General features: G+C 69.7%; 18 protein-coding genes. 12 read left to right on the top strand and 6 right to left on the bottom strand.

From position 1 onward, the window contains the following. The first annotated feature begins 6 nt into the window (after positions 1 to 6). The gene (locus tag AB0B91_RS26110) at positions 7 to 657 is read left to right on the top strand and encodes an NRDE family protein (RefSeq protein ID WP_358324538.1); all 651 of its coding nucleotides are present in this window, start codon (positions 7 to 9) and stop codon (positions 655 to 657) included. A 10-nt stretch (positions 658 to 667) separates the two neighbouring features. Further along, complete coding sequence (gene mshC, locus AB0B91_RS26105) at positions 668 to 1,891, top strand: cysteine--1-D-myo-inosityl 2-amino-2-deoxy-alpha-D-glucopyranoside ligase (RefSeq protein ID WP_358324535.1); 1,224 nt, start codon at positions 668 to 670, stop codon at positions 1,889 to 1,891. Between the two features lie 34 nt (positions 1,892 to 1,925). Here mshC and AB0B91_RS26100 read toward each other — a convergent pair whose 3' ends face one another. Together AB0B91_RS26100 and AB0B91_RS26095 are read right to left on the bottom strand one after the other, a co-directional pair. Further along, positions 1,926 to 3,125, bottom strand: a complete 1,200-nt coding sequence (locus AB0B91_RS26100; protein WP_358324532.1) for a glycosyltransferase — start codon at positions 3,123 to 3,125, stop codon at positions 1,926 to 1,928. After that, positions 3,103 to 3,510 (bottom strand): glycosyltransferase family 9 protein, encoded by a 408-nt coding sequence (locus tag AB0B91_RS26095; RefSeq protein WP_358324529.1) that lies wholly within the window; start codon positions 3,508 to 3,510, stop codon positions 3,103 to 3,105. The genes AB0B91_RS26100 and AB0B91_RS26095 overlap by 23 nt, the downstream gene beginning before the upstream one ends. A gap of 321 nt (positions 3,511 to 3,831) precedes the next feature. Between AB0B91_RS26095 and AB0B91_RS26090 the strand changes: the two genes are divergently transcribed. Next, entirely contained in the window at positions 3,832 to 4,437 is a 606-nt protein-coding gene (locus tag AB0B91_RS26090; protein ID WP_358324526.1) for an HAD-IIIA family hydrolase, read from the top strand. A gap of 205 nt (positions 4,438 to 4,642) precedes the next feature. After that, positions 4,643 to 4,915 carry a WhiB family transcriptional regulator gene (locus AB0B91_RS26085; RefSeq protein ID WP_358324887.1) on the top strand — a complete coding sequence of 91 codons (273 nt, stop codon included), beginning with the start codon at positions 4,643 to 4,645 and terminating at the stop codon, positions 4,913 to 4,915. Here the strand turns inward: AB0B91_RS26085 and def are convergent. Continuing rightward, positions 4,854 to 5,336, bottom strand: coding sequence for a peptide deformylase (gene def / locus AB0B91_RS26080; RefSeq protein WP_358024930.1), 483 nt, complete (start codon positions 5,334 to 5,336; stop codon positions 4,854 to 4,856). The two genes, AB0B91_RS26085 and def, sit on opposite strands and share 62 nt — an antisense overlap. 227 nt (positions 5,337 to 5,563) lie before the next feature. Here def and AB0B91_RS26075 point away from each other — a divergent pair, with 227 nt between their 5' ends. The 3 genes from AB0B91_RS26075 (at position 5,564) to AB0B91_RS26065 (ending at position 8,028) form a co-directional block, all read left to right on the top strand. Beyond that, positions 5,564 to 6,736 (top strand): uroporphyrinogen-III synthase, encoded by a 1,173-nt coding sequence (locus AB0B91_RS26075; protein WP_358324523.1) that lies wholly within the window; start codon positions 5,564 to 5,566, stop codon positions 6,734 to 6,736. Positions 6,737 to 6,780: 44 nt separating this feature from the next. Continuing rightward, a complete protein-coding gene (locus AB0B91_RS26070) occupies positions 6,781 to 7,527 on the top strand; it encodes a CbiX/SirB N-terminal domain-containing protein (RefSeq protein WP_358324520.1) in 747 nt (248 codons plus the stop codon). A gap of 168 nt (positions 7,528 to 7,695) precedes the next feature. After that, positions 7,696 to 8,028 (top strand): hypothetical protein, encoded by a 333-nt coding sequence (locus AB0B91_RS26065; protein WP_358324517.1) that lies wholly within the window; start codon positions 7,696 to 7,698, stop codon positions 8,026 to 8,028. 34 nt (positions 8,029 to 8,062) lie between these two features. Here the strand turns inward: AB0B91_RS26065 and AB0B91_RS26060 are convergent, their stop codons facing one another. The 3 genes from AB0B91_RS26060 to AB0B91_RS26050 form a co-directional block, all read right to left on the bottom strand. Beyond that, complete coding sequence (locus AB0B91_RS26060; RefSeq protein WP_358324514.1) at positions 8,063 to 8,617, bottom strand: hypothetical protein; 555 nt, start codon at positions 8,615 to 8,617, stop codon at positions 8,063 to 8,065. A 159-nt stretch (positions 8,618 to 8,776) separates the two neighbouring features. Further along, positions 8,777 to 9,631, bottom strand: coding sequence for a PAC2 family protein (locus AB0B91_RS26055; RefSeq protein WP_219528497.1), 855 nt, complete (start codon positions 9,629 to 9,631; stop codon positions 8,777 to 8,779). A gap of 222 nt (positions 9,632 to 9,853) precedes the next feature. Then, the gene (locus AB0B91_RS26050) at positions 9,854 to 10,315 is read right to left on the bottom strand and encodes a universal stress protein (RefSeq protein WP_358324509.1); all 462 of its coding nucleotides are present in this window, start codon (positions 10,313 to 10,315) and stop codon (positions 9,854 to 9,856) included. Positions 10,316 to 10,406: 91 nt separating this feature from the next. Between AB0B91_RS26050 and metH the strand changes: the two genes are divergently transcribed. The 5 genes from metH to AB0B91_RS26025 all read left to right on the top strand — a co-directional run bounded on the left by metH (position 10,407) and on the right by AB0B91_RS26025 (position 19,029). Beyond that, the gene (metH, locus tag AB0B91_RS26045; protein ID WP_358324506.1) at positions 10,407 to 13,871 is read left to right on the top strand and encodes a methionine synthase; all 3,465 of its coding nucleotides are present in this window, start codon (positions 10,407 to 10,409) and stop codon (positions 13,869 to 13,871) included. Positions 13,872 to 14,339: 468 nt separating this feature from the next. Then, a complete protein-coding gene (locus AB0B91_RS26040; RefSeq protein ID WP_358324503.1) occupies positions 14,340 to 14,981 on the top strand; it encodes an HAD family phosphatase in 642 nt (213 codons plus the stop codon). A 474-nt stretch (positions 14,982 to 15,455) separates the two neighbouring features. Next, a complete protein-coding gene (locus AB0B91_RS26035) occupies positions 15,456 to 15,959 on the top strand; it encodes a cellulose synthase (protein ID WP_358324500.1) in 504 nt (167 codons plus the stop codon). Positions 15,960 to 16,210: 251 nt separating this feature from the next. Next, positions 16,211 to 17,209, top strand: coding sequence for an ABC transporter permease (locus AB0B91_RS26030; protein ID WP_358324497.1), 999 nt, complete (start codon positions 16,211 to 16,213; stop codon positions 17,207 to 17,209). A 56-nt stretch (positions 17,210 to 17,265) separates the two neighbouring features. Then, a complete protein-coding gene (locus AB0B91_RS26025) occupies positions 17,266 to 19,029 on the top strand; it encodes an ABC transporter substrate-binding protein (protein WP_358324494.1) in 1,764 nt (587 codons plus the stop codon). Positions 19,030 to 19,066 lie beyond the last annotated feature (37 nt).

The raw sequence follows: 19,066 nt of genomic DNA, 5'->3' as shown, positions 1-19,066 counted from the left end.
TGCCTTATGTGCACGGTGATCGTGAAGACGGGCCGGCCCCTGACGCTGATGGGCGTGCGAGACGAGTTCGCCGACCGGCCCTGGGAGGGGCCGGGGGAGCACTGGCCCGAACACCCCGGCGTGGTGGGCGGGCGCGACCTCAAGGCGGGCGGCACCTGGCTGGCCGTCGACCCCGCCAGGCGCCGCGCGGCCGCGCTCCTCAACGGGCACGGCCGGTCCGCGCCCGAGACCACCAAGATCTCCCGCGGCGACCTGCCGCTCCTCGCCGTCGGGGCCGACGACCTGCCCGACGTCGACCTGGCCCGCTACGACCCCTTCCACCTGCTGCTCGCCGACCCGGCGCGGGCGCGGCTGTTCAGCTGGGACGGGGAACGGCTCAGCGCCTCCGAGGTGCCCGACGGCACCAGCATGATCGTCAACACCGGCCTCAACCCGGAACACGAACGGGTGGCCGCCTACCGCTCGCGCTTCGAGAGATCCGCCGACTGGCGCGAGCTCATCGCCGCCGCCCCCTCGGCCGACCCGTCGGCCCTGATCCTCCGGCACGAGCTGCCCGACGGCCGCGTGTTCGCCTCGCTGTCCGTGACCCTGGTCACGCTGGCGCCGGAGGGTGTGACGTACGAGTTCACTGACCTGACCGCTGATCGGGACGGATAGGCTCAAAGACATGCGATCGTGGTCTGCCCCCACCTTTCCCGCTCTTCCTGGTGAGAGCGTCCCACTGCGGCTCTACGACACGGCGGCCGGGCAGGTCCGGCAGACCGATCCGGGTCCGACCGCCCGCATGTACGTGTGCGGCATCACTCCCTACGACGCCACCCACCTGGGACACGCCAACACCTACCTGGCCTTCGACATGGTCGGCAGGCTCTGGCGCGACGCGGGCCACGAGGTGCACTACACCCAGAACGCCACCGACGTCGACGACCCGCTCCTGGAACGCGCCGAGCAGACCGGCGTCAGCTGGCAGCACCTGGCCGAGCGGGAGATCGAGCTGTTCCGCACCGACATGGAGGCGCTGCGCATCGTGCCGCCGCGCGAGTACGTCGGCGTGACCGAGGTCGTCGGCGGGGTGGCCGAGCTGATCGCCAAGCTGGCGGACAAGGGCGTCACGTACGAGCTCGACGGCGACGTCTACTTCAGCGTGGCCGACGCGCCCAAGTTCGGGCAGGTATCCGGCTACAGCGAGGAGCGGATGATCGAGCTGTTCGCCGAGCGCGGCGGCGACCCGGGCAGGGCCGGCAAGCGCCACCCGCTCGACTGGCTGCTCTGGCGGGCCGAGCGGCCCGGCGAGCCGGCCTGGGACTCAACGCTCGGCCGCGGCCGGCCCGGCTGGCACATCGAGTGCACCGCGATCGCCCTCGACAACCTGGGCGCCGGCTTCGACGTCGCGGGCGGCGGCACCGACCTGATCTTCCCGCACCACGAGTGCGGCGCCTCCGAGGGGCACGCGGCCACCGGGGAGTGGCCGTTCGCCAAGTTCTACACGCACGCCGGGATGGTGGCGCTCGACGGCGAGAAGATGTCGAAGTCCAAGGGCAACCTGGTCTTCGTCTCCAAGCTGCGGGCCGTGCACGACCCGATGGCGATCCGGCTCGTGCTGCTCGCGCACCACTACCGCGAGGACTGGGAGTACGTCCCGGCCCAGCTCGCCCAGGCCGAGGCCCGGCTGGCCACCTGGCGCTCGGCCGCCGGGCTGGCCGCGGCGCCCGACGCGGGCGGGCTGCTGGCCCAGGTACGCGAACGGCTCGCCGACGACCTGGACACACCGGGCGCACTGGCCGCCGTCGACGCCTGGGCCGAGCGGGCCCTGTCGGGCGACGGCTCGGACCCGACGGCACCGGCCCTGGTCCGCGACCTGACCGACGCCCTGCTGGGCGTCGCGCTCTAGCCGGACAGCCCGGCGTGGTCGTCGACCCTCGTGATCACCACCCAAGCGCGGCGAGGCGGCATACCTTGCCGTCGATCACCTGCCCGTACACGGCCTCGGTCTGCTCGGCGACGCGCGCCCAGCCGTATCTCTCCTGAGCGCGGCGTGCTCCGGCCGCGCCGATCGCCTTGCGCCGGTCCTCGTCGGCGAGCAGGTCGCGCAGGGCCCTGGCCAGCGCTCGCGGGCGGCGTGGCGGCACCAGTACGCCGCAGCCCGCGACCGTGTCGAGGTGCCCGCCGACCCCGGAGGCCACGACCGGCACGCCGCACGCCATCGCCTCGATCGCCACCATGCCGAACGGCTCGTACCAGGGCACGCAGACCACCACGTCGGCCGAGCGCATGAGCGCCGGGACGTGGGCGCGGGGGACGCTGCCGATCACGTGCACCCGGTCCCCGACGCCACACCCGGCGGCCAGCTCGCGCAGCCGCACCGACTCCTCGCCGTCCCGGTGCCCGCCGGCGATGACCAGGTCGGCCTCGGGAAGCCGGCGCATGGCCTGGATCACCGTGTCGACGCCCTTGCGCGGTACCTGGCGGCCGATGCTGAGCACCATCGGACGCCGGACACCCGCTCCGGCGCGCGGCGCGACCGGGCCCTGGGGGCAGAACTCGGTCAGGTCGACGCCACACGGCACCACCGCGATGCGCTGCTCGGGCACGCCCATCGCGCGCAGTTCGTTCACCTCGTCGCCGCAGGTGGCGAGCACCGCGTCGGCGCGGGAGCCGATCTCCCGCTCGGTCGCCAGGCGGTGCGCGGGGCTGGTGTCCGCCTGACCCTGCCAGCGCCGCTTGACCGTGCCCAGCGCGTGGAACGTCTGCACCACCGGCACGTCCTCGGAGGCCTGCAGGGCCGCCTGGCCGCTCATCCAGAAGTGCGCGTGCGCGACGTCGGGCCGGCGCACGGCCCAGCGGTCGGCGAGACGGTCGGTGAACTCCGGCATGTACCGCGGGAGCTCGTCCTTCGGGATCGGCACCGCGGGCCCGGCCGTGACGTACTCGACCGTGACGCCGGGTGCCAGGGGCACCGACTCCGGCTGGGCCGGATCGGAGCGGCGGGTGTGGACGATGACCGTGTGCCCGCGCTCTCCCAGCGCGACGGCCAGCGCGGCGACGTAGACGTTCTGGCCGCCGGAGTCGACGCTGCCGATCGCGGCCAGGGGGTCCGCGTGTTCAGAGATCAGATCGACATTCACTGGTCAGCTCCCTCACTGCTTTGACCACCTGCTCGCTTGTCACCTGCGACGGACATGGGTGCCCGGGGACCGGCACTCGGTAGAGAGCCCATCGGGCAGTCGGGGTGAACAGGCTCACGGCAGGCGTACCGACCACGGCTGCCAGGTGCGCGGCGCCGCTGTCTCCGGCCACGAGCACGCCGGCCCGCTCGATGAGGGCTGCCAGCTGTGAGAGCGTCGTTCTACCGCCGAGGTCGACCGCAACATCGTGGGCGACATAGGCGGTGAGCTCGCGCTCCTTGCCTGTCACGACGACCCGGTGCCCGTCTTCGGCCAGCTCCCGGACCGCTTGCCGATGCCGCTCGGCAGGCGTCCTGGCGGGTGCTGACGTCCCCGGGTGGACCACTACGTACGCGCCTTCACCGGCGCCTGTGCCGGTATCTATAGGGTTCCCGATAACGTTCCCAATATCCGGAAGAGGTGGGCGGAGAGCGAGTTTTCCCTGATCATCGGGCGATAATTCGGGCCCGGACAGTCCTCGATGATCGCGCAGATCCGCCGTACGCCCGCCGCCGGCGACGTGGCGCGCGGGCTGGGCCGCCCGGTCGCGGGGACCGCCCTGACGTACTGGGGAAACAGGCCGGAGGCTCTGCGAACGGTCGCGCTGAGCAGTTGTTTGCAGGGGAGGCCCTCGGGTAGCTGGGCGGCAGCGCGACGGAGGTGAAAGGTGTTCGAACCACGGCGTCCCGGGGCGGTGCTCTTCGACCGGGACGGGTCCCTGATCAAAGACGTCCCCTACAACGGCGACCCGGCGCGGGTCGAGCCGATGCCGGGCGCGATGGAGGCGCTGATGCGCCTGCGCCGGGCCGACGTGCCGGTGGCGGTCGTCACCAACCAGTCGGGCGTGGCCAAGGGCCTGCTCACGCCGGACGAGATGGATCAGGTGAACGCCAGGGTCGAGGAGCTCCTCGGCCCGTTCGACGCGTGGGCGATCTGCGTGCACGACGACACCGACGGCTGCACCTGCCGCAAGCCCGCGCCGGGGCTGGTGATCAGGGCGGCGGCCGTCCTCGACGTCAGCCCGCGCGACTGCGTCGTGGTGGGCGACATCGGCAGGGACATGGAGGCGGCCAGGGCCGCGGGGGCCAGGGGCATCCTGGTGCCGACCGGCCAGACCCGCGCGGAGGAGATCCAGCAGGCCGCCGAGGTGGCCGAGGACCTGTCCGACGTCGTGGACCGCGTGCTGAGCGCCGTCGCCGAGTCCGGCGGAGTGACTTCCGGGAGGATGGGCTCCGCGGTCTGGTCACCGCTGGTGGGCTGGAGCCGCTGGTGAGGAGGGCCGAGCAGGGCCGAGGTCCTGGTCGACGCGCGTAAAAACTTCGTCAAGCCCCCGGAGCTCGCCGCCCGGACCGGCAAGGCCGCCCGCGCTCCCGCACCGGTCCGTTACGTGCTGACCAGGGTTCCTGGCCGATTGGGATCTACTTTTTGCAGAGGTATGACCGGAAAAAGGCGGGGTAGGGGCCTTCAACATGATGATGATGGATTGGTCGCGTAAGGCATCCTGCCTGGTCGTAGACCCGGAACTGTTCTTCCCGATCTCCCCCGAAGGGCCGGGCCACGCGCAAGTGGAGCGCGCCAAGGTCGTCTGCCGGGACTGCCCGGTACGCGAGCCCTGCCTCGACTACGCGCTCAGCACCGGACAGGACTACGGCGTCTGGGGAGGCACCGACCCGGCACAGCGGCGCGAACTCATCCTGACATCACCTCAGCGAGAAAGCGTTGGCGCTCGCCGTCCTCGAGGCGGTCGCTGAACAGCACGCCGTCGAGGTGATCGACCTCGTGCTGCAGCACCCTGGCGAGCACGCCCAGCGCCCGCACGGTGACGGGCTTGCCGAACGCGTCGCGGCCACGAGCCGTGACCATGTAAGAACGTTCCAGCGGCCACCACAGGCCGGGCGCCGACAGGCACGCCTCGTCCGCCGTGATACGCCGCTCGGACAGCTCCAGCCGCGGATTCACCAGGCACCCTGACTTGCCGTCGTAGGAGTAGACGACGACACGCAGCGACACCCCGATCTGGGGCGCGGCCAGGCCGGCGCGGCCGGCTCCGGCGCGCATCGTCGCCGTCAGGGACTTGACCAGCCCCCGGAGCTCCCGGTCGAAGTCGTGAACCGGCGCCGCCACCGAGCGGAGCACCGGATCGCTGAACACGCGGATAGGGCGGACTGTCACCGCAACTCCCCGATTGGTCGCGTCGTCTGGGGGAGAGGCTTCCCGCCCGCCTTCGGGATCAACCGTCAGGGTTCTGGGTTGTAGCACAGCGGTAACAAGGGAGACCCAGGGGCGAAACCGCCTGAAAGCACTATCTATTCTGTGATCTCACTTCCGGCTCATGGGCCTGTGATGCTTGGCCGGGTGCTCGGGGCCCGGCCAAGCCCACCACTACAGGAGGTGTTCGCGTGAGCGCGCTTCCCCTCGACGACCAGGCGCGGGCGCTGGAGACGGCACCGGACGCGCTGTCCGGCTTCACCGTCGGCGTGACCGCCACCCGGCGGCGCGAGGAGTTCGGCGCGCTGCTCGAACGGCGCGGCGCGCGGGTGGTGAGCGCCCCCGCCATCAGGCTGGTGCCGCTTTCCGAAGACTCCGACCTGCTGGCCGCCACCCGGCTCAGCCTGGCCGGGCCGGTGGACGACGTGGTCATCACCACCGGCGTCGGCTTCCGCGGCTGGATGGCCGCGGCCGAGGGCTGGGGCCTGTCCGCCGACCTGGCCGACCACCTGACCAGGGCCCGCCTGCTCACCCGCGGCCCCAAGGCCAGGGGAGCGGTGCGCGCCGCCGGGCTGAACGACCACTGGACCCCCGCCACCGAGTCCTGCGAGGAGGTCAAGCAGTACCTCCTGGCCCAGGACCTGCACGGACGCCGCATCGCGGTGCAGCAGCACGGCGAGCCGCTGACGGAGTTCGTCGCCGTGCTGCGGGAGGCCGGGGCCGAGGTGATCGAGATCCCGGTCTACCGGTGGTTGCCGTACCGCGACCCTTCGCCGCTGCGCCGCCTCATCACCCAGACGTTGTCCGGCGCCGTGGACGCCGTGGCCTTCACCAGCGCGCCCGCCGTACACGCCATGCTCGGCGCCGCCCGGGCCGAAGGGCTGGAGGAGCAGTTGCTGGCGGCGTTCGGCGACCGCGTCGTGGCCGCCTGTGTCGGTCCGGTCACCGCCGGGCCCCTGGTCACGCGTGGCGTACGGACGCTGCAGCCCGACCGGGCGCGTCTCGGCGCGCTGGCCAGGGCGCTGGCCAGGCACCTGCCGGAACACGGCGTCACCCGGCTGGAGGCGGGCGGGCACCGGCTGGAGATCCGCGGGCACGCGGTGGTCGTCGACGGCGAGCTCAGGCCGCTGCCGCCCGCGCCGATGGCCGTGCTCAAGCGCCTGGCCGACAAGCCCGGCCATGTGGTCTCCCGCACCGACCTGCGTACCGTGCTGCCGGGCAGCCTGTCGCGCGACTCGGCGGAGCACGCGGTGGAGATGGCGATCACGCGACTGCGGCGCGCGCTCGGGCCCAGCGGGATAGTCGAGACGGTGGTCAAACGGGGCTACCGCCTCGCCTGCACCCACGAGGCGGCGTCCCTGTGACGTCGCCCTCGCCCAAGCGGGTCGCTCCCGTTTCTGTGGCGCCGATGCCGGTCGCGTCCGTACGGACCGGAGCAACCGCGCCGACGCTGGTCCTGGCCGCGCATGGGACGCGGAGCGCGGCGGGGGAGCGATCCCTGGCCGCGCTGGCCGCGGCGGTCCGGCGGACGCGGCCCCGGCATCGCGTCGAGCTGAGCTACCTGGAGATCAGCTCACCTCTGCTGGCCGACGTGCTGTCCACGGTCCCCGGACCCGTGGTCGTGGTGCCGCTGCTGCTCGCGGGCGGCTACCACGTCCACATCGACCTGCCGAACGTCGTCGCCGAGCACCGCCCCGACGCCCTCGTCGCGCCGCCGCTCGGACCGCACCGGCTGCTCACCACCGCGCTCGCCCGCAAGCTGGCCCGCGCGGGACTCCGTCCCGCCGACACGGTCATCCTGGGCGCGGCCGGCTCCTCGGACCCGGCCGGCCTCGCCGACGTGCGCGCCGCAGCCCACCTTCTGTCGGTACGGCTGGGCCGCCCGGTCACGGCCGCGTTCACCTCGGCGGGCAGCCCGTCGCTCGGCGAGGCCGTGGAACGCGTCAGATCGAGCCCGGCGCCACGCCTGGCGGTCGCCTCGTACCTGCTGGCGCCCGGGTTCTTCCACGGCCGCCTGACGGAGGCGGGCGCGGACCTGGTCAGCGAACCCCTGGGAGCCGATCCCGCCGTGGTGGAGCTGATCTGGCACCGCTACGACGAGACGACCACCCGGACCGCCGTACCGAACACCCGGACCGCCGTACGGACCGCCTAGAGCGTCGGTCATGTCACGCTGATGGTCGCCCAGCTCGCGCCGGCGGGTCCGCGCCGCCGGGGACCACGAACGGGGCGCAGCCGTCCAGAGCGGTCGTTGCCCTGGTCGGCGCGTCGCCACGTGACGCGATCTTCAGGAGGCTAGCCTTCTCACCAAGGGGGATCAAGCATGACTGAAGACTTCGCCCAACTGCCGCAGGCCGCATCCGTACGGCTGATCGACTTCGAGGAGGCGCGGGTCGTCCCGGGCATCGTGCCCAAGACCTTCATCCTGATCGTCAGCGGCACCAAGCCATATCTCAACATGAAGGTCTCGCTCTCCCCGCTGGTCTACATCCAGCAGCCGGAATACTGGGGGATCGAGGTCATCGGTTCGATGAACGGCATCGGGCTCCCGGCCACCGCTCCTTACACGGTGTCGCTGCCGCTCGACGGCATTCTCGGCACCAGGGGGATCGAGGTCATCGGGGCCACCAACCGCAAGACGTTCAACGTTCCGTAGGCGGGAGCCGCGCGTGACGCGGGCTGAGGAGTCGTCAGGCGGGCACGGGTTCCAGGCGGAGCTCGCGGACGATCTCCAGAGCGCTCGCGTCGCGGGACGGTCCCGCGTCGGCGCCGACGAACATCTCGATGTAGGCGTGATGGAAGCACCCGGCCAGCAGCAGCCGGGCGGTGGCCTCCGGGTCGACCGAGGCGGCCACCCGTCCGAGGCGCTGCTCGCCCTCCAGATAGGCGGCCAGCGGGAGGATCTCTCCCATCGGACCGAGCCCGTGATCGCGTACGGCCTGTCGGAAGCGGACCGTGACCGACGGAGAGGTGAACGCGGGCATCGCCGCGCCCTGCACATCCGTGTAGTAGTCGATGCCCGCTCGCACGATGGGCAGCAGGTTGTCGCCGACGCTGCCCCGGCCGATGCGGTGGGAGAGTTCGTGCAGGATGCTGAGCCACAGCGGGAGCCGGTCCTGCAACAGGGCGAGGAAGTGGTTCACGGAGCCGCCGGGGCGGTCCTCCCTGAGGGAGAGGGCCAACTCCAGGATGCGTCGCCGGGTGTCCTGACTCCTCTGGTGCGGGTCTATGTGGGAAGTCGCCATGGTTGGCCTAACGTGCGCGGTCACATGGATAGGTGCAACGTGGCATTCGCGACCGGAGCCTCTCGACCAGCCGGTCCTGGGGTTCCAACTTGATGCAAACTTGTACGGTTACTGATTATTACTCGAAACTTCCAGAAAATTCGGCAAAAAGGCTTCGAGTCAGCTGTCAGTGTCGCGGTCCCGGCGCCGCAGGTAGCGCTCGAACTCGGCGGCGATCGCGTCCCCGCTGGCCTCGGGCAGCTCGGCGGCGTCCTTGCGCTCTTCGAGCTCCTTGACGTATTCGGCCACTTCGCTGTCCTGGGAGGCGAGCTCGTCCACGCCGTTCTCCCAGGCGCGGGCCTCCTCGTCCAGCTCGCCGAGCGGCATCGGGATCTCCAGCAGGTCTTCAAGGCGGCGCAACAGTGCCAGTGTGGCCTTGGGATTGGGCGGCTGGGCCACGTAGTGCGGCACCGACGCCCACAGCGAGACGGCGTCGAGACCGGCCTCACCGAACGACTGCTGCAGCACGCCCACGATGCCCGTGGGGCCCTCGTAGCGGCTCAGCTCCAGGTGGGTCGAGCGGGCGAGGTTTTCATCCGTGGCACTGCCCAGGATCGGCACGGGGCGGGTGTGCGGCGAGTCGTTGAGCAGCGCGCCCAGCATCACGGCCAGCTCGACGCCGAGCTCGCGGCAGACCTCGATGATGTCGGCGCAGAACGAGCGCCACCGCATGTTGGGCTCGATGCCGCGCAGCAGCACCACGTCGCGCTCGACGCCCGGCGGGCGGGCACGCAGCAGCCGCGTCGTCGGCCAGATGATCGATCGGGTCAGCCCATCGCCCATCTCCACGACGGGACGGGTGACCTGGAAGTCGTAGTAGTCGTCAGGATCCAGCTCGACCAGCGGCTCCGCCTTCCAGGCGGACTCGAGGTGGGCGATCACACCGCTGGATGCCTCGCCGGCGTCGTTCCACCCTTCGAACGCGGCTATGAGCACCGGGTCGACGAGCTCGGGGAGCCTTTCGAACTCGATCACGTGTCGCCTCCTCTCTCGCTGTCCAGCTAAGCCTATGCGGTGAGGAGGCGGTCATGTCACGGAGTAACGACGATCAGGCATCGTCACGGATCGACCGGTCAGATGCTGTCAGGCGGTGATGCGCCGAGCACTGTCAGATCGCCTGTTCAGGCCGCCATTGTCCGGCGGGCGCTCTCCTGTCAGACCCTGACGCGGAGTGAGCGCGGGCGGCCGGGTGAAGGGTCAGGCGCGGCCGCCGGAGGTGGTGTGGACGATCAGCACGTCGCAGGAGGCGCGGTGGGCGACGTGCGACGGCACGGAGCCGAGCAACCGCCCCGCCAGGCTGTTGAGCCCGCGGTTGCCGATGACCAGCAGGTCCGCCCGGTGCTTGGCGGCCAGCGTGATGAGCACGTCGACCGCGTCGCCCTCCTCGGCCGCCAGCACGACCTCGCTCGCGCCCGCGGCGACCGCGTGCTCGCGGGCGGCCCGCAGCGCGTCGTCGGCGGGGGTGGAGCCGCTCACCTTGTAGGCGAGGTCGCCGAGCCGGTCCGCGGCGACGGCCCGCTCGCTCGCCCGCATGGGTACGTACGCGCAGGCCAGAACGAGGGTGGCCCCGGTCGCGCCGGCCAGGGACGCCGCCGCGGAGACGGCGCGGAAGGAGGAGGCGGAGCCGTCGGTGCCGGCCAGAACGGTCTGATAGGCCATGGCAAACCCCTATTAGACATAGATTCAATTGTCTCCCCGGCAGGATAGCCGTCGATGAACTCGTCCTGCGGCAGCCGATAAGCTCTACGCCATGAGCAGCTCCCCGTCCTTCCGCGAAGTTTTGTCCCAGCGAGTGATCGTCGCCGACGGGGCGATGGGGACGATGTTGCAGGCCCAGGACCCCACCCTCGACGACTTCGAGGGTCACGAGGGCTGCAACGAGGTGCTGAACGTCACCCGTCCCGACATCGTGCGAGGCGTCCACGACGCCTATTTCGCCGTGGGCGTCGACTGCGTCGAGACCAACACCTTCGGCGCCAACCTGGCGGCCCTGGGCGAGTACGACATCCCCGAGCGGGTCTTCGAATACTCCGAGGCGGGCGCCAGGATCGCGCGCGAGCGGGCCGACCACTGGTCCACGCCCGAGCAGCCGCGCTTCGTGCTCGGCTCGATGGGCCCCGGCACCAAGCTGCCCACGCTGGGCCACCTGCCCTACCACAACCTGCGCGAGTCCTACCGGCAGAACGCGGCGGGTCTGATCGAGGGCGGCGCCGACGCGCTGATCATCGAGACCTGCCAGGACCTGCTCCAGGTCAAGGCCGCCGTCGTCGGCGCCAGGCGGGCCGCGGAGGAGTCGGGCCGCGACGTGCCGATCATCGCCCAGGTGACGATCGAGACCAACGGCGCCATGCTCCTCGGCTCCGAGATCGGCGCCGCGCTGACCGCGATCGAGCCGCTCGGCGTCGACCTGATCGGCCTCAACTGCGCCACCGGCCCGGCCGAGATGAGCGAGCACCTGCGCTACCTGGCCCGGCACTCCCGGCTGAAGCTCTCGTGCATGCCCAACGCGGGGCTGCCGGTGCTGACCTCCGACGGCGCCTACTATCCGCTCAGCGCCGAGGAGCTCGCCGACGCGCACGAGACCTTCACCCGCGACTACGGCCTGTCGCTGGTCGGCGGCTGCTGCGGCACCACTCCCGAGCACCTGCGCCAGGTCGTCGACCGCGTGCGCGGCAGGGAGACGGCCGCGCGCCGCCCGCACCCCGAGCCGGGCGCGTCCTCGCTCTACCAGACCGTCCCGTTCCGCCAGGACACCTCCTACCTGGCCATCGGCGAGCGGTGCAACACCAACGGCTCCAAGGCCTTCCGCGAGGCCATGCTCGAAGGCCGCTGGGACGACTGCGTGGAGATGGCGCGCGAGCAGGCTCGCGGCGGCGCTCACCTGCTCGACCTGTGCGTCGACTACGTGGGCCGCGACGGCGTGGCCGACATGAAGGAGCTGGCGTTCCGCCTGGCCACCGCCTCCACGCTGCCGATCATGCTCGACTCGACCGAGTCCGAGGTGCTGCGGGCCGGGCTGGAGATGCTCGGTGGGCGCGCGGTGGTCAACTCGGTCAACTACGAGGACGGGCGCGGTCCCGACTCACGCTTCCACAAGACGATGACGGCCGTACGCGAGCACGGCGCCGCCGTCGTGGTCATGTGCATCGACGAGAAGGGCCAGGCCCGCACCGCCGCCGAGAAGGTACGCATCGCGAGCGAGACCATCGACGACCTGGTCGCCAACTGGGGCATGCAGGTGTCCGACATCATCGTCGACTGCCTCACCTTCACCATCGCCACCGGCATGGAGGAGAGCCGCCGCGACGGCCTGGAGACCATCGAGGGCATCCGCCAGCTCAAGCGCCGCTACCCCGACGTGCAGACCACGCTGGGCCTGTCCAACATCTCCTTCGGCATCAACCCGGCCTCGCGCATGGTGCTCAACTCGGTGTTCCTCAACGAGTGCGTCAACGCCGGGCTCGACTCGGCCATCGTGCACGCCTCCAAGATCCTGCCGATGTCGCGCATCCCCGATGATCAGCGCCAGGTCGCGCTCGACATGGTCTACGACCGCCGCCGCGAGGGCTACGACCCGTTGCAGCGCTTCATCGACATGTTCGAGGGCGTCGACGCCTCGGCCATGCGCGAGGGCAGGGCCGAGGAGCTGGCCGCGCTGCCGCTGTGGGAGCGGCTCAAGCGGCGCATCATCGACGGCGAGAAGAAGGGGCTGGAGGCCGACCTCGACGCCGGTCTGGCGGAGCGGCCCGCCCTGGAGATCATCAACAACGTGCTGCTCGACGGCATGAAGACGGTCGGCGAGCTGTTCGGCTCGGGGCAGATGCAGTTGCCGTTCGTGCTGCAGTCGGCCGAGGTGATGAAGACCGCCGTCGCCTACCTCGAACCGCACATGGACCGCGTCGAGGGCGAGACCAAGGGCCGCATCGTGCTGGCCACGGTCAAGGGCGACGTGCACGACATCGGCAAGAACCTGGTCGACATCATCCTGTCCAACAACGGCTACCAGGTGGTCAACCTCGGCATCAAGCAGCCGGTCTCCGCGATCCTGGAGGCGGCCGACGAGCAGAAGGCCGACGTCATCGGCATGTCCGGACTTCTGGTGAAATCGACGGTCATCATGAAGGAGAACCTGGAGGAGATGAACTCCCGGGGCATCTCCGACCGCTACCCGGTGCTGCTCGGCGGCGCCGCCCTCACCCGCGCCTACGTCGAGCAGGACCTGGCCGAGCTGTTCGCCGGCGAGGTCCGCTACGCCCGCGACGCCTTCGAGGGGCTGCGGCTCATGGACTCCTTCATGGCCGTCAAACGCGGCGTCGCCGGCGCCACGCTGCCGCCGCTGCGCGAGCGCCGGGTCAAGACCGGCGCCGTCCTGACCCGTACGCCGGTCGAGGAGCTGCCCGCCCGCTCCGACGTGGCCGCCGACAACCGGCTGCCGGTGGCGCCCTTCCAGGGTGACCGCATCGTCAAGGGCATCTCGCTCAGCGACTACTCCGCCTTCCTCGACGAGCGGGCGCTGTTCCTCGGGCAGTGGGGCCTCAAGCCCACGCGCGGCGGCGACGGGCCCGGCTACGACGAGCTCGTCGAGACCGAGGGACGGCCGCGGCTGCGCATGTGGCTCGACCGCATCCAGACCGAGGGGCTGCTGGAGGCGGCCGTCGTCTATGGCTACTTCCCGTGCGTCAGCGACGGCGACTCGCTGATCATCCTCGACGAGGCCGGAGACGAGCGCACCCGCTTCACCTTCCCGCGCCAGCGCCGCGACCGGCACCTGTGCCTGTCCGACTTCTTCCGCTCGCGCGAGTCGGGCGAGGTGGACGTGGTCGGCTTCCAGATCGCCACGATGGGCGGCAAGATCTCCGAGGCGACGGCCGAGCTGTTCGCCAAGGACGCCTACCGCGACTACCTGGAGCTGCACGGGCTGTCGGTGCAGCTCACGGAGGCGCTGGCCGAATACTGGCACGCCCGGGTCCGCGCCGAGTGGGGGATCGGGGGCGAGGAGTCGCTCGACGACATGCTCAAGGTCAACATCCAGGGCTGCCGCTACTCCTTCGGCTACCCGGCCTGCCCCAACCTCGAGGACCAGGTGCAGCTGTTCCAGCTCCTGGACCCGGAGCGGATCGGGGTCACGCTGTCGGAGGAGTTCCAGCTCCACCCGGAGCAGGCCACCTCGGCCCTGGTGGCCCACCACCCGGAGGCCAAGTACTTCAACGTCTGACCGGCCCCCGACCCGTTCCACCGGAACGGCCTCCTGGACACTTCTCCTGCTCTCTCGGCCACCTGATCGGGGCCCTGGCCATGCGTGCGCGCTCGTTGGGACGGTGTCCCGGCAAGGGGTCCGTGGGGGGCGGTGTCGCGGGGTGGCGAGGGAGCTTGTTGGGGAGAGGCCCAGCGTGGCGAGGATGCCCGTTTGCAGGCTCTGCGGGCGGCATCGGGGCGTGGAGAGGGAGCTTCTTGGGAGGGGTCCCGCGTGGCGAGGATGCCCGTTTGCGGGATCCCCAGGCCGTGCGGGGGCGCCCGTTGGGGTGGTGTCCCAAGCGCGGGGGAGCTCGGTGGCGAGAGGGCGCGGCGAGGGCGAGAGGCCGTTGGGGACGGTGTCCCGGGGTCGGCGATCTTCTTGTCGGCGGTGAGAATAGCCTGACGGGGTGCCGTCGCGGTGCCGCACGCGAACCGATCGGGGGAATGCATGGAAGCCGTCTTCTTCGACATGGACGGGTTGCTGGTCGACAGCGAGAAGGTGTGGCTGGAGGTCGAGACCGGGGTGATGGCGCGCCTCGGCGCCGAATGGACGCCCGAACACCAGGTGCACCTCGTCGGCGGCTCCATGGAACGCACCGTCGACTACATGCTCGCCGTCTCGGGCTCGTCCGTCACGCCGGAGGACCTGCGTGAGTGGATGATCGACGGCATGGTGGCCCGCCTGGTGGACGGTGTGCGGATGATGCCCGGCGCCTCCGAACTGCTTGACGCCGTACGCGAGGAAGGCATCCCGGTCGCGCTGGTGACCTCGTCGCTCAGGGAGATCGCCGACGCGGTCCTCAAGGCCGTCGGCCGTGACCGGTTCGACGCCATCGTGACGGCCGACGACGTCACCCGCACCAAGCCCGACCCCGAGCCGTACCTGACGGCCGCCGTGCTGCTGGACGTCGAGCCGGTGCGCTGCGTCGTCCTGGAGGACTCGCCCAACGGCGTCGCCGCCGCCACGGCGGCGGGCTGCGCGGTCGTGGCGGTCCCCAGCCTCCTGCCCATCGACCCGGCTCCCGGTCGCCTGGTGGTCCCCTCGCTGACCGAGGTCACGGTCCCCACCCTGCGCGCGTTGATTCGCTGACCGCCATGGCCGACGACCTGGAGAAACAGAAGAATCGCGCGTAACGGCGCCCGGCCATGTGCGGGTTCAGCGGCCGTATTCCTGGAAACCCTCAGCCCCGTTCGGCGGGTGGCGGGTGACCCATGCTTGCCGTACAAAAAAGTAAAGCCCTGAGCCGCACAAGACAACCTGGCCGCACAAGAGAACCTGGCGGCACAAGGAAAGCTCGCCGCACAAGAGAACCCCGACGAACAAGGGAACCTTGTCGCGCAAAAGACGCCTGACGCACGAAAGACCCCTGATCTGTGCAAATGAACCTGGTCGCACGGGGGAATCCTGAGCCGCACAAGAGGGCCCCTGCCGCACAAGAGGCCCCTCGCCGCACATGAGAAACCAGTGGGACCCCTAAGGGTGGGGCGGTACTTGGGGAGGAGGGCAGGGCGGGAAGCGGCGTGCCAGGATGGGAGCCGTAAGCAATGACAGAGGGGCGGCGGAATGACTTTCGATCAGATCGCGTGGTTGCCGCTGTGCGCCGGTGTGACCATCGCGGGATTGGTGCTCAGCTTCCTGACCTTCCGGCGCAGAGGCGCGGCGGCCGGCATGAGGGTGGCCGCGTGGGCGCTGCTCCCGGTGGCCGCTTACCTGACCGGTGCGCTGCAGGCCCTGTGGACCATAGGCACCACCGTCGTGGGCTTCGTCACGAGCCTGATCTTCAATCCGGTCGTCTGGTCGGGCGTCGCGGTGACAGGTCTGGCCGTGGTGCTGTTCGTGGTATCCGGGTTCATGCGCGGCCGGAAGCTGCGGCTGGCGCGGGGCGGTAAGCCGGACAAGGGCGCGGAGGCGCCGACCGCGCCCCAGCAACGTCCCGTGACGGGGCAGAAGGCCGGGCCGGCAGCGGGCCAGCCTGCAGGAAAGCCCGCCGTGACGGCGGCCAAGAAGAACAACGACGACGACTTCTCCGACATCGAGGATATTCTCAAGCGCAGGGGCATCAGTTAGTCCGAGGTGTGTCACAGTTCCGAGACTTAACCGGGACTGCCCGTAGACATTCACTGCAAGATCGATACGAATGAGTTTCGCGTCAATCACAGTTAAGCCACATCGGGCCCTGAGGGACTGGTCATAGCAGCTCAGGCCATAGATTCTGCCTCCTGAGGCCGCGACTCGCGACTTCATCAGCGCGGCGCACTAACCTGATCGGGACCGCGCCCACACGGACGACGTCGTCTGGAATCCAGGGGGCTACTGGCATGACCGCACCGCTCGATGTTCCGGGCTCGGCGATAGAAGCCGGACCGGAAACCGTTCTGGAGGGCGCGGACTCCTCAGTCATCCGAGGGCGTTCCCTTGGTCAGATCGCATGGATGCGGCTGAAGCGTGACAAGGTCGCGATGATCGGCGGGATCGTCATCGTCGTGCTGATCCTCGTCGCCATCTTCGCGCCGCTGCTGGTGTCGTGGCTCGGCCACCCACCGGCGGAATGGCATCGGGAGAAGATCGACCCGGCCATCCAGGCGCCGCTCGGCACGTTCGGCGGCATCGACAAGGACTTCCTGTTCGGGGTCGAGCCCACCACGGGCCGCGACCTGTTCAGCCGGATCCTCTACGGCGCGCGCGTCTCGCTGCTCATCGCGTTCTTCGCGACGCTGCTCTGCGTGGTGCTCGGCGCCGTGTTCGGGATGATCGCCGGTTTCTTCGGCGGCTGGGTCGACACGGTCATCAGCCGGCTCATGGACATCTTCCTCGCCTTCCCGCTGCTGGTGTTCGCGCTGGCGCTCGGCGGGGTGATCCCCGACAAGGCGTTCGGGATGTCCGGTGACACGCTGAGGATCAGCCTGCTCGTGTTCATCATCGGCTTCTTCAACTGGCCCTACATTGGGCGTATTATTCGAGGTCAGACGCTGTCTCTGCGTGAGCGGGAGTTCGTCGACGCCTCCAGGAGCCTGGGCGCGCGCAACCATGTGATCTTGTTCAAGGAGATCCTGCCGAACCTGCTGGCCCCGATCCTGGTCTATTCGACGCTGCTCATCCCGTCGAACATCCTGTTCGAGGCCGCGTTGTCCTTCCTCGGCGTGGGTGTGCGGCCGCCGACCCCGACGTGGGGAGGCATGTTGGCCGAGGCGGTCCACAACTACGACGTGGCGCCCAACTTCATGCTCTTTCCCGGTCTCGCGATCTTCGTCACCGTGCTGGCGTTCAACCTGCTCGGTGACGGCCTGAGGGATGCCTTCGATCCCAAGGCTCGATGACCTCGTGAGTTATCCGCAATTTCTCTACTCCTAGATACAAGGGGTGTGTCAGGTCGATGAAGATAAGATCCACGGCGTCGGCGGTCGCGATCACCGCTGCTCTTGCCCTGGTCGTCTCCGCGTGTGGCGGTGGCGGCTCTACCAAGAAGAACGGCGGTGACACCGCCGAGGCGCCCGCCAGCCAGTACAACGCTGGAGTGACGCAGGTCGTCAACCCGTCCACCAAGACGGGTGGCACGCTGCACATGGGCATGCCGGGAGACTTCGACTCGGTTGACCCCGGCGACCAGTACTACGGCTACGCGTGGAACTTCTCCCGGCTCTACACTCGCGCGCTGACCATGTTCAAGCCGGTGCCGGGCGAGGAGGGCCTCCAGCTCGTCGGTGACCTGGCCGAGGACCTCGGCAAGGCCAGCGACGGTGGCAAGACCTGGACGTACAAGCTGCGCGCGGGCCTCAAGTTCGAGGACGGCACCCCGGTGACGTCCAAGGACGTGAAGTACGCCGTGGCCCGCTCGCTGGACAAGGAGATCCTGCCCAGCGGCCCGACCTACTTCAACGACTGGCTCGACAACGGCGACTACACCGGCCCGTACAAGATGAAGGACAAGCTCGACTCCTGGAAGGGCGTCGAAACGCCCGATGACCAGACGGTCGTCTTCCATCTGAAGAAGGCCTACGGCGGCTTCGACTACTTCGCCATGCTCCCGTCGACGGCCCCGGTGCCGGCGGCCAAGGACACGGGCACGAAGTACAAGGAGCACCCGGTCTCGACCGGCCCGTACATGTTCAAGGCCCACGAGCTCGGCAAGCGCATCGAGCTGGTCAAGAACCCGAACTGGGACGCGGCGACCGACCCCAACCGCAAGCAGCTCAACGACTCGGTCGAGGTGCTGCTCGGTCAGAACGAGGACGACCTCGACCAGCGCCTGCTCTCGGGCAAGATCGACGTCAAGATCAACAGCACCGGTGTCGGGGCCAACGCCCGTAAGACCCTGCTGACCGACCCCAAGGTCAAGCAGTACGCCGACTCCGCGCCGCTCGACCGCACCTGGTTCACCAACCTCAACGCGGACGTGCCGCCGCTGGACAACATCCACTGCCGCAAGGCCGTGATGTACGCGGCGGACCGCTCCGCGATCCAGGGCGCCTACGGCGGTCCCGACGCCGGCGGTGAGATCGCTCTCAGCCTCATGCCGTCGAAGATGACCGGTTACGAGAAGAACGACCTCTACGGCGTCGAGGCCAACCCCGGCGGCGACGTGAACAAGGCGAAGGAAGAGCTGAAGGCCTGCAACAAGCCTGACGGCTTCAGCACCACCATCTCCTTCCGCGTCGAGCGCGCGGCGGAGAAGCAGACCGCCGAGTCGCTGCAGCAGTCGCTCGGCCGCGTCGGCATCAAGCTGGAGGTCAAGGGCTTCCCGCAGGGTGACTACTTCAAGCTGTACGCCGGCAAGCCCGACTTCGCCAAGAAGAACGGCCTGGGCCTCATGGTCTACGGCTGGGGCGCCGACTACCCCGAGGGCTTCGGCTTCTTCCAGCAGATCGTCGACAGCCGCGTCATCCGTGCCGCGGGCAACACCAACCTCGGCGTGAAGGACCCGGAGATCGACAAGCTGGTCGACCAGGCCGCGGCGGAGCAGGACGCCACCAAGCGCAACGCGATCTGGGCCTCGGTCGACAAGAAGGTCAGCGACGACGCGTTCATCCTGCCCTACGTCTGGGCGCACGGCCTGTTCTACCGGCCGCCGACGCTGAAGAACGCGTTCATCAGCCAGAACTTCGGGATGTACGAGTTCCTGACGCTCAGCACCCAGTAACCCGGTCCGGGAAAACCTCCGGAACGTTCGTCGAAAG

Source organism: Nonomuraea sp. NPDC049141 (assembly GCF_040648415.1).
Lineage (GTDB): Bacteria > Actinomycetota > Actinomycetes > Streptosporangiales > Streptosporangiaceae > Nonomuraea.
Note: the sequence above shows the minus strand (reverse complement) of the source record. Positions and strands in the feature narration are given on the sequence as shown.

Excerpts from the sequence above, each read along its gene's own strand:
- AB0B91_RS26050 (WP_358324509.1), bottom strand. The coding sequence starts at position 10,315 with ATGGCCTATCAGACCGTTCTGGCCGGCACCGACGGCTCCGCCTCCTCC.
- metH (WP_358324506.1), top strand. The coding sequence starts at position 10,407 with ATGAGCAGCTCCCCGTCCTTCCGCGAAGTTTTGTCCCAGCGAGTGATC.
- AB0B91_RS26110 (WP_358324538.1), top strand. The coding sequence starts at position 7 with ATGTGCACGGTGATCGTGAAGACGGGCCGGCCCCTGACGCTGATGGGC.
- AB0B91_RS26030 (WP_358324497.1), top strand. The coding sequence starts at position 16,211 with ATGACCGCACCGCTCGATGTTCCGGGCTCGGCGATAGAAGCCGGACCG.
- AB0B91_RS26070 (WP_358324520.1), top strand. The coding sequence starts at position 6,781 with ATGCCGGTCGCGTCCGTACGGACCGGAGCAACCGCGCCGACGCTGGTC.
- AB0B91_RS26065 (WP_358324517.1), top strand. The coding sequence starts at position 7,696 with ATGACTGAAGACTTCGCCCAACTGCCGCAGGCCGCATCCGTACGGCTG.
- AB0B91_RS26040 (WP_358324503.1), top strand. The coding sequence starts at position 14,340 with ATGGAAGCCGTCTTCTTCGACATGGACGGGTTGCTGGTCGACAGCGAG.
- AB0B91_RS26035 (WP_358324500.1), top strand. The coding sequence starts at position 15,456 with ATGACTTTCGATCAGATCGCGTGGTTGCCGCTGTGCGCCGGTGTGACC.
- AB0B91_RS26085 (WP_358324887.1), top strand. The coding sequence starts at position 4,643 with ATGGATTGGTCGCGTAAGGCATCCTGCCTGGTCGTAGACCCGGAACTG.
- AB0B91_RS26025 (WP_358324494.1), top strand. The coding sequence starts at position 17,266 with ATGAAGATAAGATCCACGGCGTCGGCGGTCGCGATCACCGCTGCTCTT.
- mshC (WP_358324535.1), top strand. The coding sequence starts at position 668 with ATGCGATCGTGGTCTGCCCCCACCTTTCCCGCTCTTCCTGGTGAGAGC.
- AB0B91_RS26060 (WP_358324514.1), bottom strand. The coding sequence starts at position 8,617 with ATGGCGACTTCCCACATAGACCCGCACCAGAGGAGTCAGGACACCCGG.